13 protein-coding genes and 1 riboswitch are annotated in these 17419 nt (G+C 64.6%); of the genes, 3 read left to right on the forward strand and 10 right to left on the reverse strand.

Annotation, left to right across the window (positions count from 1 at the left end):
* Window positions 1–9 precede the first annotated feature (9 nt).
* The 5 genes from CSW57_RS08020 to cobN all read right to left on the reverse strand — a co-directional run bounded on the left by CSW57_RS08020 (window position 10) and on the right by cobN (window position 8389).
* On the reverse strand, window positions 10–798 hold the full coding sequence (locus CSW57_RS08020; RefSeq protein ID WP_099382294.1) for a polyprenol monophosphomannose synthase: 789 nt from the start codon (window positions 796–798) through the stop codon (window positions 10–12).
* A complete protein-coding gene (gene lnt / locus CSW57_RS08025; protein WP_099382471.1) occupies window positions 782–2302 on the reverse strand; it encodes an apolipoprotein N-acyltransferase in 1521 nt (506 codons plus the stop codon). Before lnt ends, CSW57_RS08020 begins: the two co-directional genes overlap by 17 nt.
* Before the next feature lie 113 nt (window positions 2303–2415).
* Window positions 2416–4026, reverse strand: coding sequence for an amidohydrolase (locus CSW57_RS08030; protein ID WP_099382295.1), 1611 nt, complete (start codon window positions 4024–4026; stop codon window positions 2416–2418).
* Window positions 4027–4121: 95 nt separating this feature from the next.
* A complete protein-coding gene (locus CSW57_RS08035) occupies window positions 4122–4658 on the reverse strand; it encodes an FxsA family protein (protein WP_099382472.1) in 537 nt (178 codons plus the stop codon).
* A 128-nt stretch (window positions 4659–4786) separates the two neighbouring features.
* Window positions 4787–8389 carry a cobaltochelatase subunit CobN gene (gene cobN, locus CSW57_RS08040; protein ID WP_099382296.1) on the reverse strand — a complete coding sequence of 1201 codons (3603 nt, stop codon included), beginning with the start codon at window positions 8387–8389 and terminating at the stop codon, window positions 4787–4789.
* 53 nt (window positions 8390–8442) lie between these two features.
* A riboswitch (cobalamin riboswitch) is annotated at window positions 8443–8554 on the reverse strand.
* 83 nt (window positions 8555–8637) lie between these two features.
* Here cobN and cobG point away from each other — a divergent pair.
* The 3 genes from cobG to CSW57_RS08055 are packed head-to-tail and all read left to right on the forward strand — an operon-like array spanning window position 8638 to window position 11912.
* On the forward strand, window positions 8638–9762 hold the full coding sequence (gene cobG, locus CSW57_RS08045) for a precorrin-3B synthase (RefSeq protein ID WP_099382473.1): 1125 nt from the start codon (window positions 8638–8640) through the stop codon (window positions 9760–9762).
* A 25-nt stretch (window positions 9763–9787) separates the two neighbouring features.
* Window positions 9788–10411, forward strand: a complete 624-nt coding sequence (locus CSW57_RS08050) for a precorrin-8X methylmutase (protein WP_099382474.1) — start codon at window positions 9788–9790, stop codon at window positions 10409–10411.
* 1 nt (window position 10412) lies between these two features.
* Window positions 10413–11912: a precorrin-2 C(20)-methyltransferase gene (locus tag CSW57_RS08055; protein ID WP_099382297.1), complete on the forward strand. Its 1500-nt coding sequence runs from the start codon at window positions 10413–10415 to the stop codon at window positions 11910–11912.
* On the opposite strand, the gene CSW57_RS08060 is transcribed toward CSW57_RS08055, so the two are convergent.
* Genes CSW57_RS08060 through CSW57_RS08080 form a run of 5 tightly spaced genes read right to left on the reverse strand, consistent with a single transcriptional unit; the run spans window position 11894 to window position 17397 of the window.
* Entirely contained in the window at window positions 11894–12652 is a 759-nt protein-coding gene (locus tag CSW57_RS08060) for a cobalt-precorrin-6A reductase (protein WP_099382298.1), read from the reverse strand. The two genes, CSW57_RS08055 and CSW57_RS08060, sit on opposite strands and share 19 nt — an antisense overlap.
* Window positions 12649–13416: a precorrin-4 C(11)-methyltransferase gene (gene cobM, locus CSW57_RS08065; RefSeq protein WP_099382299.1), complete on the reverse strand. Its 768-nt coding sequence runs from the start codon at window positions 13414–13416 to the stop codon at window positions 12649–12651. The genes CSW57_RS08060 and cobM overlap by 4 nt, the downstream gene beginning before the upstream one ends.
* Entirely contained in the window at window positions 13413–14624 is a 1212-nt protein-coding gene (gene cbiE, locus CSW57_RS08070) for a precorrin-6y C5,15-methyltransferase (decarboxylating) subunit CbiE (RefSeq protein WP_099382300.1), read from the reverse strand. The genes cobM and cbiE overlap by 4 nt, the downstream gene beginning before the upstream one ends.
* The gene (locus CSW57_RS08075) at window positions 14621–15379 is read right to left on the reverse strand and encodes an SDR family NAD(P)-dependent oxidoreductase (RefSeq protein WP_099382301.1); all 759 of its coding nucleotides are present in this window, start codon (window positions 15377–15379) and stop codon (window positions 14621–14623) included. The genes cbiE and CSW57_RS08075 overlap by 4 nt, the downstream gene beginning before the upstream one ends.
* 38 nt (window positions 15380–15417) lie before the next feature.
* Entirely contained in the window at window positions 15418–17397 is a 1980-nt protein-coding gene (locus CSW57_RS08080; protein ID WP_099382302.1) for a TerD family protein, read from the reverse strand.
* Window positions 17398–17419: the final 22 nt, after the last annotated feature.

Below are 17419 nucleotides of genomic sequence, written 5' to 3' on the forward strand. Positions count from 1 at the left end.
CGGCGTTTGTCATTTCCGGCGGAGCTTGGCCATCCGGTGGGTCAGTCCCCAGCGAGGGACCTTGAAGGCCGCCTCGCGGACGATGCTCCCGCTCATCTTCGACTCCCCCAGCTCGCGCTCGGTGAACGTGATGGGGACTTCAGCGACATCGAACCCGGCCTGGACCGTCCGCCACCCGAGGTCCACCTGGAAGCAGTAGCCGTGCGACTCGATAGACGACAGGTCGAGTGTTTCCAGCACATGGCGGCGATACGCGCGGAACCCTCCGGTGATGTCTTTGATCTTGACCCCGAGCGCCAGCCTCGAGTAGACATTGCCACCCCGCGAGAGAATTTCGCGTCGCCGCGGCCAATTGACCACCGTTCCTCCCGGAACGTACCGAGACCCGATCACCAGGTCGGCACCCTCGTTGAGGCGGTCGAGCAGTCGATGCAACTGCTCCGGAGCATGACTGCCATCGGCATCCATCTCCACCAAGACGGTGTAGTCGCGAGCCAGGCCCCACTTGAAGCCGGCAATGTAAGCGGCGCCGAGACCGTCTTTCACGGTGCGGTGCATCACATGGATGCGGTCAGCGCCGTCGGTTGCCGCCAGCTTGTCGGCGAGTTCGCCGGTGCCGTCGGGACTGCTGTCGTCGACGATCAGAATGTGCACCGCGGGCTGCGCTGCGTGCACACGCTTGACGATCAACGGCAGGTTTTCGATCTCGTTGAACGTCGGGATGATCACCAGGGTGCCCGCCCCGTCGGCCCCGACCGGCCGCGCAGCCTGCGAGTTGTGCTCAGGCTCCGTCACCATGCTCCTCCTTTGACCATCCCCTGAACCTAATGCCTGGCGCCAGCAGGAACAAAAAGGCGCAGACGCCCAAGAGTACGGCCAATCGTTCGGGCCACGGTCCAATTTTCGTGGCGACGGTCTCGCCTGTGTGCAACGGAATCGTGCCCTGCAGGGTCGCGGGTTCGAAGAACCCGCTGCGTGAGCTGGTGTGGCCGTCGGGCGCGATGATCGCGCTCACACCACTCGTTGCTGCCACCACCACGGCGCGCCCGTGCTCGACCGCCCGTAGCTGTGACATCGCCAACTGCTGGTAGGTCATCTGCGTGCGTCCGAAGGTGGCGTTGTTCGTGGGCACCGAGAGGAACTGGGCCCCCGATTGCACGGCCTTACGTGCCGAACGGTCGAACGCGATCTCCCAACACGTCGACACCCCCACGGTCACGCTCTGTCCACCGGTGGTCTCGACGTCGACAACACCTGGGCCGGTGCCGGCGCGGAAATTGCCTGCCTGCTCGGCATATGAGGAGAAGAGGGTGAAGAAGCTTCGCCACGGCAGGTACTCGCCGAACGGCTGGATGATCTGCTTGTCGTACCGGCCACGTATCTGGTCTCCGGAATCGCGCCGTCCGTCCCACACCAGCACGGTGTTCGTCGGGCGTCCGTCAGCGTTCCGGACGAGCGTGCCCACCAGGATCGGGGCGCCGACAGCTGCTGAGGCCGCCGTGATTTCTTCGGCTGCATCCTCATTCGCGGTGGGGTCGATGTCGGAGGCGTTCTCGGGCCACACCACGATGTCGGGACGGACGGCGTCACCGGCGTCGATCGCGGCAGCCAGACGGAGGGTCTCGCGTACGTGGTTGTCCAGGACCGCCCGACGCTGATCGTTGAAGTCGAGGCCCAGCCGGGGGACGTTGCCCTGAATCGCGGCCACGGTGATCTCATCGTCGGAACTGTTCCTGCCGTCTACAGAGGGCCACAGGGCGACCGCGACAATCGGTGTGACGAGCGCGAGCACCACAACCGGCACCACGGCCTGCCATCTGACCGGCCGTCGGATCGCCGCCCCGATCACTGCGGTCAGCGCTGCCCCCGTCAAGGCCACCGAGAACGACACCAGAGGTGCACCCCCGATCGAGGCGAGTGACAGCATCGGCCCACCGACTTGACCGAAAGCTGTGCGGCCCCAGGGAAACCCGCCGAACGGGAATGATGAACGCGCCCACTCGACGGTTACCCACATGATCGCGAACCACAACGGTGCCGCGGGCCAGGTGGTAGTACGGCAGGCGATCACGCCGAACAACCCGGTGTAGAGCGACATCACCACTGCCAACGCCACCCACGGGAGCGGCCCCACATACACCCCGATCCAGGGCAGCAGCGGGAGAAAGAACCCGAGGCCGAAGACGAATCCGTACCAGAATCCCTCGCGGAATCGAACAACGTCTCTGAGCGCGGCTGCGAGCAACGCCAGCGACAAGATGCCCAGGAACCAGAGATCGCGTGGCGGGAATGCGGCCCACATGAGCACTCCTCCAAGCGCACTGACCGCGGTGCGAATCACCCATGGTCGCTGCGTCGCGTCTCGGAGCCGGGCGATCGTTCCGCCTTCGGACTCACCTGGAGCGATTGCCGCCGTCACAGCCCCGCCCGGTCATAGATCGTCACGCCTGCCCTCACGGTACGAATGCACTCCGGAAGCCGGCTGCCTGAACTGAGGTCGGGTAGTGCAGGTACCCGCGACCGCGGGTCGGTGGACCAGCGGGCCACTGCCGGATCAGCCGATCCGGCAACCACCAGGTTGTCCACATCCCAGACGGCGTAGTCGGCGGGCGCGCCGGGAACGAGGGTTCCGGCCACACCGTCGCGGTGACCACCGGCCCGCCACGCCCCCCGGGTGACCGCTGCGAAAGCTGCTCGAACGGAGATGGCGCTGGCAGGGTTGTTGTGATGCGCGGCCGCAGCGATTGCCTCCCACGGACGCATCGAGGTCACCGGTGCATCCGAGCTGAAGGCCAGGCCGACGCCTGCTTTGGCCAACTGGGCGAAGTTGTTGAGTGAGCGGCCACGTTCGGGACCGAGCCGCTGCTCGTACAACTGGCCCGGGCCGCCCCAGAGGGCGTCGAACAACGGCTGCATACTGGCGATGACGCCGCAGGCAGCAAGAGTGGTGGCCTGGTCACCGGTGATCATCTCCGCGTGCTCGATGCGGTGTCCCAATCGGGCCATCGCCGGACCGCCGAACTCCGCCGCCACTTCGCGGAATGCATTCACCACGACGTCCATCGCGCCATCGCCGATCACGTGGAAGCCCGACTGGATACCGGCAGCGGTGCAGGCGCGTAGATGAGTGGTGACGGTGTCTTCGTCGAGGTAGCAGACGCCGTGGGTGTCGGCGTCGCTGTAGGGCTCTCGGAGCAGCGCGGTGTGCGACCCGATGGCCCCGTCGATGAAGAGGTCGCCACCGAGGCCGTGTGCGGCCGTCTCGGCCTGCAGAGCGCGGGCGTGCTCGGAGTCGGTGACGGGTTCGCCCCAGTATCGACGGATCTCGACGGGGTGGTCGAGGTGGGCCAGTGACAGGAAGTCGTCGCGGCCGCTGATGTCCGGGCCGCCGTTCTCGTGGACCGCCACGATGCCGTGTGCGGCTGCATCGTCGAGAGCAGCACGCTGGGCGCGATGTCGCCCATTGGCGCTCAACAACATCCGGGCCGCGGCACGGACCCGGTGGTGGGCGTCGGCGGTCAGCGGCCCCTGCTCGTCGTAGCCGTGACTTCCCACCAGACCGTCGGCCCGAGCCCGCAGCGCAGTGGACACCACGGCCGAGTGTTCGTCGATGCGTGCCAGATACACCGGTCGGTTGCCAACCACGGCATCCACTTCGGCAGTTGAAGGGCAGGTCAGATCCGGCCACGTCGATTCATCCCAACCCAGGCCCCAGATCATGTCGGTGTCGGTGTGTTCGGCAGCGTATCGGCGGATCTGTTCGATGCAGTCGTCCCGGCTCACGGCGTCACTGAGGTCCAGGCCACGTAGAGCCAGACCGGCCGAGGTCAGGTGCACGTGCGAGTCGACGAAGGCGGGCGCCACCAGTGCCCCGTCGAGATCGATCACCTGCGCGTCGGGATGCAAGGTACGGCCGACGTGATCCGAACCCACCCAGACGATGGTGCCGTTCGCAACTGCCATGGCCGTCGCGTCGGGGGCACTCGGGGTATAGATATGGCCACCGATCAGCAATTGACTCTCCACGAGCGTCCAGTCTGCCTGTCGAACCGATCGTCAGTCGCTGCAGGTCCGTGAACAAGCTGCCGCCGCGGCCGGATCCGTTCCGATGGGCAAGCGCATCAGAGCTCGGTGTAGGGCTTGCGGAGTTGAGGACGTCCCGAGTCGAAGCCGGTGGTTCCCGTGGTTCCCGCACCGGAGGTATCGATGACCTGGCCGTCCACGACGGTGACTCTTGCCATGCCGCGTCCATACCGTGCGTAGTTCTTCTCCATGGCGCTGACCACCTTGCGTGTGCCGACGGCGATGACCATGGGCCGCAACAGAACCCGAATGGGCTTGAGTAGCAAGAGAATACCGACCGCACTCGACACCAGGCCGGGGATGATCATGAGTATTGTCGCCGCGGCCAGCAGTGCGGTGTCGGCAACGGGTGCTGCTGAGTCGGCCGGATCGACGGGGCTGCCACCTGCTGCGCTGCGTCCGGCGTCGCGCAGATTGGCGAAGGTCTTGGCGCCCTGACGACGCAGCAACCAGAACCCGCCGACGACCGTTGCGACCACCAACAGCAGTGTCCAGCCGAAGCCGATGGCGTAACAGAGTCCGACGAACGCGGCGATCTCGATCGCCACATAGAGCAAGAAGAGTGCGAACTTCATGGTGTCAACCGTCCCGACTATCGGCATGTGCGTACACGGGGACAACGAACGAGATGCCCGATTTTCTCCCGACCCGTGGGATCAACGCTTTTAACGGTGTCCACCAGGGCGAATCGAAGCCGATGAGGTCAGGCCCCTTCGATGTCACCCTCGGTTTCCAGGTACACGCGGCGCAGTTCGTCGAGCATCTCCGGTGGCGGTGAGGACCACATCTGACGTTGGGCCGCTTCCAGCAGTCGCTCGGCGATGCCGTGCAGCGCCCAGGGGTTGGACTTGGTCATGAAGTCCTTGTTGGCCTCGTCGAGGACATAGGACTCCGTGAGTTGCTCGTACATCCAGTCGGCCATCACGTTGGTGGTGGCGTCGTAACCGAAGAGGTAGTCCACGGTGGCGGCCATCTCGAAGGCGCCCTTGTACCCGTGCCGCTGCATCGCACCGATCCACCGTGGGTTGACGACTCGCGCACGAAAGACGCGTGTCGTCTCCTCGGACAGAGTGCGCGTGCGCACATTGTCGGGCGTGGTGCTGTCGCCGATGTACGCCTCCGGGTCCCGTCCGGTCAGAGCGCGAACGGTTGCGACCATGCCGCCGTGATACTGGAAGTAGTCGTCCGAATCGGCGATATCGTGCTCGCGGGTGTCGGTGTTCTTGGCAGCCACCGCAATTCGCCGATACGCCGACCGCATGTCCTCGACGGCTGCGACACCGTCACGACCACGCCCGTACGCGTAACCTCCCCATGCCGTGTACACCTGCGCCAGGTCTTGGTCGGTGCGCCAATCCTTGGAATCGATCAACTGCAGCAATCCCGCGCCGTAGGTACCAGGCTTGGAGCCGAAGATCCGGGTGGTGGCCCGGTCGGCATCACCGTGTTCTGCGATGTCGGCCCGGGCGTGTGCGGCAACGAAGTTCACATCATCGGGTTCATCAAGCGCGGCCACCATCCGGACCGCGTCGTCGAGGATGGTCACCACATGGGGGAAGGCGTCGCGGAAGAATCCGGAGATTCGCACGGTGACGTCGATACGCGGTCGGCCGAGTTCGGCGGGCTCAATCAGGTCGAGGGAGGTGACCCGTCTCGAGGCCTCGTCCCAGATCGGCACCACTCCGAGGAGGGCGAGTACCTCGGCGATGTCGTCGCCCGATGTGCGCATGGCACTGGTCCCCCACACCGACAATCCGACCGACTTCGGGTACTCGCCATGGTCTTTGAGGTAGCGCTCGAGCAGTGAGTCGGCCATCGCGCGGCCCGTCTCCCATGCGAGCTTGGACGGGACAGCTTTGGGGTCGACGGAATAGAAGTTGCGGCCGGTGGGAAGTACGTTGATCAAGCCGCGCAATGGCGATCCACTGGGCCCGGCGGGGATGAAACCGCCGTCGAGAGCGTGCAGTATTCGCGGTATCTCCTGGTCGGTCTGCCGCAGCCGTGGAACGATCTCCGTTCCGGCGAACTCGAGGATCTGGGCCACCTCGCTGGGGTGCCCGGCAGCCACCTCCGCGATGGTTGACATGTCCCAGTTGCTCTTCGCGCATGCGGCCACGAGTTCGCGTGCCTGGGCTTCGATGTCGTCGGTGGCACCGCGGCCTGCGGTGCCGTCCTCGACCAGACCGAGTGCCTCCCGTAGCCCGGGCAGGCTCTGTTTCCCGCCCCAGAGTTGACGTGCGCGCAGCATCGCCAGCACCAGATCCACTTCGACGTCATCGGCCGGCGGCTGGCCGAGAATGTGCAGGCCGTCGCGGATCTGCACGTCCTTGATCTCGCACAACCAGCCATCGACATGCAGCAGCATGTCGTCGAAGACGTCTTCCTGTGGTCGTTCGGACAGCCCCAGGTCGTGATCCATCTTCGCCGCCTGCAGCAGCGTCCAGATCTGCTGTCGAATCGCAGGCAGCTTGCCCGGGTCGAGCGCTGAGATGTTGGCGTGCTCGTCAAGCAACTGCTCCAGACGGGCGATGTCTCCGTAGCTCTCGGCTCGGGCCATCGGCGGGATCAGGTGGTCGACCAGCGTCGCATGGGCACGACGCTTGGCCTGGGTGCCCTCGCCGGGGTCGTTCACGAGGAACGGGTAGATCATCGGGAGGTCGCCCAGTGCCGCGTCGGTCCCACATGATGCTGACATCCCGAGCGTCTTGCCGGGCAGCCACTCGAGGTTGCCGTGTTTGCCGACGTGCACCACTGCGTCGGCACCGAACCCGTTCTCTGCGGCAACCCATCGATAGCAGGCCAGGTAGTGGTGGCTCGGTGGCAGGTCGGGATCGTGATAGATGGCAACGGGATTCTCGCCGAATCCGCGTGGCGGTTGAACCATCAGGACGATGTTGCCGAATTGCATTGCCGCGATGACGATATCGCCTTCGGGATTGACCGATCGGTCGACGAACAACTCGCCGGGGGCAGGCCCCCAGTGTTCGATCATCGATTCTTGTAGGTCGTCGGGCAACGTCGCGAACCAATCGCGGTAGTCCTTTGCCGACAGACGAATGGGATTGGCCGCCAATGCTTCCTCGGTGAGCCAATCGGGGTCTTGTCCCCCGGCCGCGATCAGCGTGTGGATCAGCTTGTCCGAATCGTTCTCCGCCAGACCGGGTACGGCGCTGTCGCCGACCTCGGGACCGATGTCGTACCCGGCGGCACGCATGGCCTCGAGAAGCCGCAGCAGACTCTGGGGCGTGTCAAGGCCGACGGCATTGCCGATGCGGGCATGCTTGGTGGGATAGGCGGAGAGCATCACTGCGATACGTCGTTGTGCTGAAGGAATATGCCGTAGCCGTCCGTGCCGCACTGCAATTCCTGCCACCCGCGCGCAACGCTCGGCGTCGGGTCGGTACCAGGGCAGTCCGTCGTCGCCGATCTCCTTGAAGGAGAACGGGACCGTGATGATCCGACCGTCGAATTCCGGGACCGCCACCTGCGTCGCCACGTCGAGGGGTGACATCCCGTCGTCGTTGGCGGCCCAGCTCTCCCGAGACGAGGTCAGGCACAGGCCCTGCAGGATCGGCACGTCGAGACGCGCGAGCTGCTCGATGTTCCAATTGTCGTCGTCGCCACCGGCGGACGCCGTTGCGGGTGTGGCGCCGCCGGCCGCGAGGACGGTGACCACCAGCGCGTCGGCGACCGCTAGTTGTGCCAGCAGATCGTCGGGAGCAGTGCGTAGCGACGCGCAGAAGATAGGCAGAGCCCGGCCACCCTTGTCCTCGATGGCGTCACACAAGGCGTGGATATACGCCGTGTTCCCCGCAAGGTGCTGAGCCCGGTAGTACAGCACCGCGATGGTCGGCCGCCCGTCGGTGTCGGATTGCACCGAACGCTCGAGCAGTCCCCATTGCGCCGTCGCGACGGGACCCTGGAATCCGTGGCCGGTCAGCAGGACGGTGTCGGACAGGAACGCGTGGAGGTTGGCGAGGTTGTCCGGCCCGCCCTGGGCGAGGTAGTTGTGCGCGTCGGCGGCAACACCGGGTGCAACCGTGGACAACGACATCAGGTCAGGATCAGGTAGCTGTTCGCCCGAGAGCACCACGGTGGGCAGCCCCGCGGCCAGGACGGCGTCGAGGCCTTCCTCCCACATCCGTCGGCCACCGAGGATCCGAACCACGACGAGATCGGCGCCGTCGAGCAGGACCGGCAGATCCTCGCTGACCAGTAGACGCGATGGGTTGGCCAATCGGAAGTCCGCGCCGCTGGCCTTGGCCGTCAGCAGATCGGTGTCCGAGGTGGACAGCAGCAGGATCACGGGGTTCCTCCTTGCCGGGATCTCGCGCCCAGCGGGTTGGTGTGGCGGTACGGCAACGGGGGTCTGACTCCGGGTCTCCCCGACACAGTGGCGCGACCGCGCCGGATTTCCACCGGCTTCCCCGTTGCGGGTCGGGCTCAGCCTATAGAAGCCGGCAATCAACTGACCACGTCTGGTCGTCGATGGGCCGGCCGCCGGTGACATGCCGATCCGGCATCACCCCACGCACGGCCAGTACCGTGGTCCCCATGTCCCGTCCCGCCGATCGTTGTCCGGGAGTGTTCTCGGCGCATCCCGCAGCCGACGGTCATCTGGCGCGTATCCGCCTTCCCGGCGGCCGGATAACCCCCGCCCAGTTGCAAGCTCTCGTCGTGGTGGCGGAGCAGTTCGGGGACGGACACATGGAACTGACCTCGCGCGGCAACCTGCAGCTACGCGGAATAGCGGACGTGGGGGGCGCCGGCGACATGATCGTCGACGCGAATCTCATCCCGACCCCGAGTCACGAACGGGTGCGCAATGTGCAACTGTCGGCATTGAGTGGTCGCCGCGGCGGGCTGCTCGACGGCCGACCGGTCCTCGATCGACTCGACCTCGCCCTTCGCGGGGACGACGTGTTGGCTGCACTGCCGGCTCGTTTCCTCTTCGGGGTCGACGACGGGCGCGGCGACGTGCTGGCCGAGGCACCCGACGCAGGCGTCGTGGCGGTCGACAGCGGGCATTTCGACCTCGTGGTTGCCGGAAACCCCACCGGGCGGCAGGTCACAGCCGATCGCGCAGCCGCGACGATGCTCGATGTGGCTCACGCGTTCCTCACCGACCGTACGGACGAGTGGCGAGTACAGGACCTGGATGCTTCGCCGACGATCACAGGGTTGCTCGAAGGTCTCCCCCGAGCTCGACCGCACACCCCGCCTGCCCCGCCGTCGGAGCCGCTGGTGGGCTGGCTCGCGCAGGACGACGACCTCATCTCGCTGGGTTCGGTGGTGCCTCACGGACGATTGTCTGCGCGTATCGCCGAGTTCCTCGCTGCCATCGAGCGCGACATCTATTTCACGCCGCGCAAGGAAATCCTCATCTGTGATCTGACGGACGGAATGGCGGACACGGTGGTGCGGGTGCTGGCCCCCATGGGTCTGATCTTCGATGCAACGTCGCCGTGGACGCGGGTGAGCGCCTGCTCTGGATTGCCGGGATGCGACAGATCGCATGCCGATGTGCGTGGGGATCTCGAGCGATTTCTGGCGATCGGCGACCAGCCCGTTGACAGCCGCGAGCACTGGGTGGGCTGCGAACGCGGCTGTGGATCGCCGCACGCTGCTCACACCCGGGTGCAGGCGACCCCGATGGGGTACGAACGCCGAGCGTTCTGATCGACCAACTATGGTGGCTTTCACCATGTACACCTACATCCGTGACGGCGCGGAGATCTACCGTCAGTCGTTTGCGACCATCCGCGCCGAGGCCGATCTGGCCGAGTTCGACGACGATCTGTCCCAGGTCGTCGTGCGGATGATCCACGCTTGCGGTCAGGTGGACCTCACCGACGATGTGCGCGCATCTCCGGGGCTCGTCACGGCGGCGCGCGGCGCGCTGAATCGAGGAGCTCCCGTGCTGTGCGACGCGAACATGGTTGCGTCCGGGGTCACTCGCAAACGCCTGCCTGCAGACAACGAAGTGCTCTGCCTGTTGACCGATCCGGCCACGCCGCAGTTGGCGGCGGACCTGCAGACCACCAGAACCGCTGCGGCGGTGGAATTGTGGCGGCCTTGCTTGGAAGGGGCGGTTGTGGCCATCGGGAACGCGCCCACGGCCTTGTTCGCCCTGCTCGAATTGATCGATGCCGGCGGGCCTCGACCTGCCGCCGTGATCGGGGCCCCGGTGGGTTTCATCGGCGCCGCCGAGTCGTGTGCAGCGCTGGCCGAGCGCGACGACATCGAGTTCTTGACCGTCCTCGGCCGCCGCGGCGGCTCCGCCATCACCGCTGCGGCCATCAACGCGTTGGCATCGACGGTGGAGTGACATGGCAGTACAGGGAAAACTCTGGGGCGTCGGGATCGGCCCGGGTGACAGCGAACTCGTCACGGTGAAAGCAGCCCGCATCATCGGTGAAGCAGACGTCGTCGCCTACCATTGCGCTCGACACGGCAGGTCGATCGCACGATCAGTGGCCGAACCGTATCTGCGCTCCGCCCAGCTCGAAGAAAAGCTGATGTATCCGGTGACCACGGAGACGACCGATCATCCCGGTGGGTACCGAGGTGCACTCGACGACTTCTACACCGAAGCGGCCGATGTTCTCGCGCAGCACCTTTCGGCCGGTCGCTCGGTGGCACTGCTGGCCGAAGGAGACCCGCTCTTCTACAGCTCGTACATGCACATGCACAAACGGTTGGCGAGTCGGTTCGAGACCGAGATCATCCCCGGTGTGACGTCGGTCAGCGCATCGGCGGCGGCCACCGGATTGCCGCTCGTGGAGGCCGACGAGACGTTGACGGTGTTGCCCGGGACGCTGCCGAAGGACGAATTGGTGCGCCGCCTCGAGGACAGCGACGCCGTCGCGATCATGAAACTCGGCCGCACCTTCCCAGATGTCGTTGCGGCCCTAGAAGAGTCTGGACGTATCGATCACGCCTGGTATGTGGAACGTGCTTCGACGGGCGCACAGAAGGTCCTGCCCATATCTGATGTGGACATCACCTCTGTCCCCTACTTCTCCATGGTGGTGATACCAGGGCGGCTCAACAGCCCACCCCTGGCAGAACCGGCCGTCCACGGTGAGGTGGTGGTTGTCGGTCTCGGGCCCGGCGCGGCGCGCTGGACCACGCCAGAGGTTCGGGCTGAGCTCGCAAGAGCCACCGATCTGGTGGGGTACAAGACGTACCTGAACCGCATCAACCCTCGGCCTGGCCAGCGAATGCATGCCAGCGACAACCGGGTCGAATCCGAGCGAGCCTGCCTGGCACTGGATCTCGCAAAAAACGGCGCGCGCGTCGTCGTGGTGTCCTCGGGCGATCCCGGTGTGTTCGCCATGGCGGCTGCGGTTGTCGAGGAGTCGGCCGACGACCAGTGGCGCGATGTGCCGGTCCGGGTGGTTCCAGGGGTCACCGCAGCCAATGCCGTGGCGAGTCTCGCCGGCGCACCGCTGGGCCATGACTACGCGGTGATCTCACTGTCGGACAGGCTCAAAGGGTGGGACGTCATCGTCGAGCGAGTGCGGGCAGCGCTACGTGCTGATCTGGTGATCGCCATCTACAACCCCGGGTCGGCCAGCCGGAACTGGCAAGCAGCCGAGCTCAAAGGCATTCTGCTGGAACACAAAGCGCCCTCGACGCCCGTCATTCTGGGGCGAGACGTGGGCGGACCCGAGCAATCTGTTGTCATCAGCACGGTCGCCGATTTCGATCCGGCAGCTGTCGACATGCGAACGCTGCTCATCGTCGGGTCGTCCACCACCACGGTGATCCAGCGGGCCGGTGGTCCGGCCGTGTTCACCAACCGCCGTTACGACAGCACCCGCTGACGGACCCAGCGGGCCGCGTCCTCAGGCCTTTCCACAGCCGTGCCGGTCAGGGTGACCGGTCGCTGCACCATGATGACCGGCAGTTCGAGCTCTCGAGCTGCATCCAGTTTCGCTCGAACCAGATCTCCGCCGCTGTTCTTGGTGACGACCACATCGATTCGGTGCTCGCGCAGAAGCTTGCGCTCGCCTTCGAGTGTGTACGGCCCACGGTTGCGCAGGATCAAGTTCTGCGGCGGAGTCTCGCGCTCGGGTGGGTCGACAAGACGGATCAAGAACCAGGCGTTCTCGATGTGGGCGAACACATCAACATCCTGGCGACCTGTGGTGAGGAAGACCCGGAGATCCGGCTTGCGGTCGGCGTGCTCGGCGACTTTCGCGGCCGCACCAACGATGTCCGGAACGTCCAGCCAATGGTCCCCGGCCTGCGGTTGCCATGGGGGCCGACGAAGCGACAGCAACGGCAGTCCCGCCGACATCGTCGCTGCCGCTGCGCTGGCGGAGATCTTCCGGGCAAATGGGTGCGTGGCGTCGACCACCCCTATGCACTGTTGTTCGCGCAGCCAGGTCAGTAGCCCGTTCACTCCCCCGAAGCCGCCGATTCGAACCTCACCACTGGGCAGCGCGGGGTTCTGGACGCGGCCGGCCAGCGAGGTGATGATCGGGATGCCGTCCCGATCGAGTATCTCGGCCAGAGCACGTGCCTCCGCGGTGCCCCCGAGGATGAGAACGGGGCCGCTCACGACGACACGTCGTCGTCACGGAGCTTGGTCATGCGAGCCGACGAGTACAGGTAGCTATCCGGAAAGTGTTCAGCAGCAAGTACTCTGCCCACAAAGATCACCGCGGTACGCCGAACGTCCGCCTGTGTGAGGCGGCCAGGGAGGTCGCGTAGAGCGCATCGGATGATCTGCTGGTTGTCGCGGCTGGCAAAAGCAACCACTGCGACGGGGCAGTCGAAACCGTAGTGCGGCCCGAGGGCATCCGTGATCTGTTCGGCTTGATGCGCCGCCAGGTGAAGGGCCATCGTGACACCTGTTCGCGCCAATCCCGCCAGTTGTTCGCCCTTCGGCATGTCCGTCGAGAGTGTCGACACGCGTGTGATCAACAAAGACTGTCCGACGCCTGGCACCGTCAGTTCCTGGCCCAGTGCGGCGGCCGCCGCGGAGAACGCCGGTACGCCGGGAACGATCTGGTACGCCACACCGTGTTGCTCGAGGAGCCGCACCTGTTCTGCAACAGCCGAATACAAGCTCGGGTCGCCGCTGTGCAAGCGCGCTACATCGTGACCGGACCTGTCGGCCGACACGATGTGCTCGATGATCTGGGACAACGGCATTTTCGCGGTGTTGATCATGGTGGCGTCTGGTGGGCAGTGCTCCAGCATCTCGGCCGGGACGAGAGAGCCGGCGTAAAGGCATGTGTCGCATCGCGATAGGAGTGTCGCACCACGCAGGGTGATGAGATCGGCGGCTCCTGGTCCCGCGCCGATGAAGTAGACGGTCACTCAATGCTCCTGGGCTTGTCTGCGATCCACTGCGTCACAGGCAAAGTGGGACGCCATGTTGTCATCGTGCCGAGTGCTTCGGCATGGTCGATGTGGAAACGTCGTAACGTTCCGCCCACCAGAGATCGCTGTTTCACGAGCACTGCCTCTGACTCGATGGTCACGGCGTTGACGACCATGCGACCGCCGTCGAGAAGGGCTTCCCAGCAGCCATCGATGATGCCTGGTGCCGTGACTCCTCCGCCGATGAAGATCGTGTCCGGGTCGGGCGCATGTTCGAAATCGTCGGGCGCTCTGCCGAGTACGGTGAGATTGCCGCTGACCCCCATGTCTGCCGCGTTCCGGGCGATTCGCTCCCGCCGCAGTGGGTCGGATTCGAACGCTATCGCTGTGCAACTGGGATCGGTGCGCAACCACTCGATGGCGATGCTGCCCGCACCTGCGCCCACATCCCACATCAGCTGGTGTGGGGCCGGGCGTAGTGCGGTGACTGTCAGGGCGCGAACGGCCTGTTTGGTGAGCTGTCCATCGTTGGAGAAATCGGTGTCGGGAAGTCCTGCCTGACTGCTCACCGCAGGTCCCACACAGTGCACGGCGACAAGGTTGAGTCGGTCGACGACCGGTGCTTCCCACGTTCGGGCGATCCCGGTGACATGCCGTTCGCGGTGTGAACCGAGTTGTTCGAGCACCGTGATCTGCGACCAGCCGAATCCGTGTGTGGTCAGCAGTTCTGCGATGTGTGTCGGCGATGTCTCGTCGCGACTCAGGATGAGCAAACGTACGTTGTCGGTGACCGCCGAGAGGATCGAGTCCAATGGGCGGTCGACGATGCTGCGGATCGACGTGGTGGACAGGTCCCAGCCCAGTCTTGCGGCGGCGAGACTGACGCTGGACACCGCCGGGATGATTCGGACATGTTGCGTGCCAACTTGTTTGACGATGGATGAGCCGACGCCGTGAAACATCGGGTCGCCTGAAGCGAGGATGTGGACCGCTTTCGGTTCTGTACGGGCCAGGACATCGCGAAGATGCCTGGACATGGGACTGGTCCACGGACGCAATTCAGCCTGGACGGGTGCGAGAAGGTCGATCTGGCGGGCTGATCCATAGATGACGCGGGCGGACTGCAGTTCCCGTTGGGCTGCCACGGTGAGACCGTCCCAGCCATCGGCTCCGATCCCCACCACGACAAACCGCGGGTCGGTCATCGTGGCATCCGACGCCAGATGGCCCGAGGCAGCAATCGCATGATGAAGAACATGGGGCGTAGTGCAGCCGGTATCCATACCTCCGTTTTGCCTGCATGCAGAGCCTTGACCACGGCGTCAGCCACCTGAGGAGCTGTCTTTGACATCGGTGCGGGTTTGACGCCCGATGCCATCAGTTCTTTGGTCATGTTCCCGATGACGAATCCGGGGCGTGCCAGCAGTAGACGAACACCGGTGCCGTGCAACGCATCCGAGAGACCGGAAGCGAACCCGTCCAGTCCTGCCTTGGTCGATCCGTAGACGTAGTTCGCGCGACGGACCCGGACACCGGCCACCGAGGAGAAGACGATGAGGTCGCCGCTTCCCTGCGTCTTCAGCGCTGCGGCCAAGGGGGTCATCACACTGATGTGAGCCAGGTAGTCGGTGTGGGCGATCTGCAGGGCGTGCTGGGTGTCCACCTCGGCGCGGGCCTGGTCGCCGAGGATGCCGAAGGCGATGATCGCCACATCGATCCTGCCGAACTCGGCGACTATTTTCCTGATCAGCTCGTCGTGATGCGCCGTGTCATTCGCATCGAACTCGATGGTGTACACCTCAGCGGCGTTCTCGCCGAGCATCCGTTCGCGCTGATCAGCCAGGTCGTCGGACCGACGCGCGGCCAGAACCACTGTCGCTCCCCCGGCGAGACGGGCAGCGACCTCGACACCGATCTCGCTACGTCCTCCGAACAGAACCACCACTCGACGATTGCTCACCGGTCGAGTATCCCAAACCGGACGCGGACTCTTGTGGGTCAGGCCTCTGAGGGCTTGGATATCCTGGGCGGGCGCGTCACCTGGACGACGTTGCGGTAGAACTCCTCGACGAGCTTGTTGGCTGAAGCGACAACGTTTCCGCGGTTTCGTTCCAAGCTGTTGCCGCGCGTTATCTTGAACTGCTTTGGAGGTTTGCCGTCAGCGGGGAGTAGCGCTTCCGGTTTCTCTCGCACCGTCCCCAGCAATGCTCCGACAGGCGCCGCATTTCGTCCAGCAAACACCGCCTCGACCAGAGTGTCCTTGTGAGCCGCGGCGAGTTGTTTGGTCAGCCAGTTCACCCGGGTCATCGGCCTCCCCTCTCTGGGCGCATCCACGGTCATTGAACACTCGACGCGCTCAGATCGGAGGTCAACCGACAGGGTGAGGGGCCCAGCAGCGCCGGGTACTCGCAGTGAGCCGAACATGACGCCTGAGTCAGCGAGTTGCTGTGCCCGGCTCGTGCTGTCCGCGCGATTGCGGGGAAAAATAGGTCGGACATCGACACTGAGTAAGCACGACAGGTCATGTCCGATATGGCGAACCAGCTGATCGAACATATGGCAGACCTCGGCTGCGCCCTTGCTGTCGGCATTGAGGGTCTTTGTCTTCACAGCCTCGCGGATCTGTCCCCATTGAGGCCCCATGTCGGTGAAGCCGTGTAGACCCGACTTCGGGTGCTGAAGGTATCTGACGAATTCTCTCAGCACCCACCCCTGCGACGAATCCTCGACCTGCTTGTGCATTGACATCGAGATCGCCACCGAACGGATTTCGTCCCACGAGAGGTGATGCAGGGCAACTTTCTTGAGCTTTCTCCGGTCGACCTTGACCGGGTGCTCATCGTCGGCACCTGGGAGTTGATTGCTGATTGTGATGACCGCGTCGAAGCCGAGCGACCGCGCAATGTCGACATAGATCTGAACTTGTTCTGCCGTCAACTTCGCTGTCGATGACTTCGCTTCGATCAGAGCTGTCCAGGTCTTCAGCCCACGAGTGACGCGTAGCAGCCCGTCTGGTCTGTATCTCTTGTCTTGCCAGTCGAACTCCGGCTCGATGAAGGTTTCTACGGCTCCTACTGGGCCACCGCTTCGCCGTACCATCTCTCTTCCGAGCTCACGCACTCCACTCATCACCGACAGAACCGCAGACACTGCTCGGCGCTCTCGCTCATCGCCAGAGCCGATGGCGGAAACAGAGAAAAGGCGAGCGCGGTCCCACTCGCCCTTGTCGACTGGCTCGGAGATCGACCAATCCGGCAACTTCGGCGGTCGTAGGACTTTTTTAATAGTCATCTGTTTGCCGGATGCCACGGCGCCGACTGGGTTGTCGTTCTGGGGCGTCGGAGCCGATTCAGGTTGCACGTCCACGACCTCATCGCTTGACACTTCGTCGTCTTGCGGATCGACCTCCACGCCAAATTCTGTCGCCAGAACGCCCAACCCATCTGCAAAGCCCTGACCGATTGCGCGGAATTTCCACTCCAACCCGCGCCGGTACACCTCGCCGAACAACAGAGCCAGAACTGGCTCGTCTATGGCTATGCGGAACAGGGCTGAGGGCGCCGCAGTATCACTCTGCGTGACGACGATTTCGAGTTCCTCGGCCGCCGCGAAGGTGGTAGCGGCGTCCTGGTCGAGACTCGCGCTCACGACAACGCGCGCGATGTCTTCAGGAAGGGCCGCGAGATCTACAAGAAGCACGTCACTGGAGGCGGCTTCCGTTGCCTCGCCCTCTTGCGCAGACGCTTCGGAGATACGGACGGAACCTCCCGCCGCTTCCCGCTGGTTGTAGAACACGAAGTCAGAATTGCTCCTGACCTTCCCGTCAGCACCGAGTAGCAGGATGCTCACATCAGGGCGCACACCTGACTCGGTCGGAAAACGGCTGCGGACCGTAATCGCCAGGCGGTCGTTACCATTGTTAATGTCTTCGAGGGAAACGTTCTGTCCACGAACAAGTTCCAGGGTAGGGCTGGCCATCGTTGAACTATTCCACGGACGT

Origin of the sequence: Williamsia muralis (genome assembly GCF_002735905.1) — a bacterium.
GTDB lineage: Bacteria > Actinomycetota > Actinomycetes > Mycobacteriales > Mycobacteriaceae > Williamsia > Williamsia muralis_A.

Excerpts from the sequence above, each read along its gene's own strand:
- CSW57_RS08020 (WP_099382294.1), bottom strand. The coding sequence starts at position 798 with ATGGTGACGGAGCCTGAGCACAACTCGCAGGCTGCGCGGCCGGTCGGG.
- lnt (WP_099382471.1), bottom strand. The coding sequence starts at position 2,302 with ATGTGGGCCGCATTCCCGCCACGCGATCTCTGGTTCCTGGGCATCTTG.
- CSW57_RS08035 (WP_099382472.1), bottom strand. The coding sequence starts at position 4,658 with ATGAAGTTCGCACTCTTCTTGCTCTATGTGGCGATCGAGATCGCCGCG.
- cobG (WP_099382473.1), top strand. The coding sequence starts at position 8,638 with ATGTCCCGTCCCGCCGATCGTTGTCCGGGAGTGTTCTCGGCGCATCCC.
- CSW57_RS08050 (WP_099382474.1), top strand. The coding sequence starts at position 9,788 with ATGTACACCTACATCCGTGACGGCGCGGAGATCTACCGTCAGTCGTTT.
- CSW57_RS08055 (WP_099382297.1), top strand. The coding sequence starts at position 10,413 with ATGGCAGTACAGGGAAAACTCTGGGGCGTCGGGATCGGCCCGGGTGAC.
- cbiE (WP_099382300.1), bottom strand. The coding sequence starts at position 14,624 with ATGACCGACCCGCGGTTTGTCGTGGTGGGGATCGGAGCCGATGGCTGG.
- CSW57_RS08080 (WP_099382302.1), bottom strand. The coding sequence starts at position 17,397 with ATGGCCAGCCCTACCCTGGAACTTGTTCGTGGACAGAACGTTTCCCTC.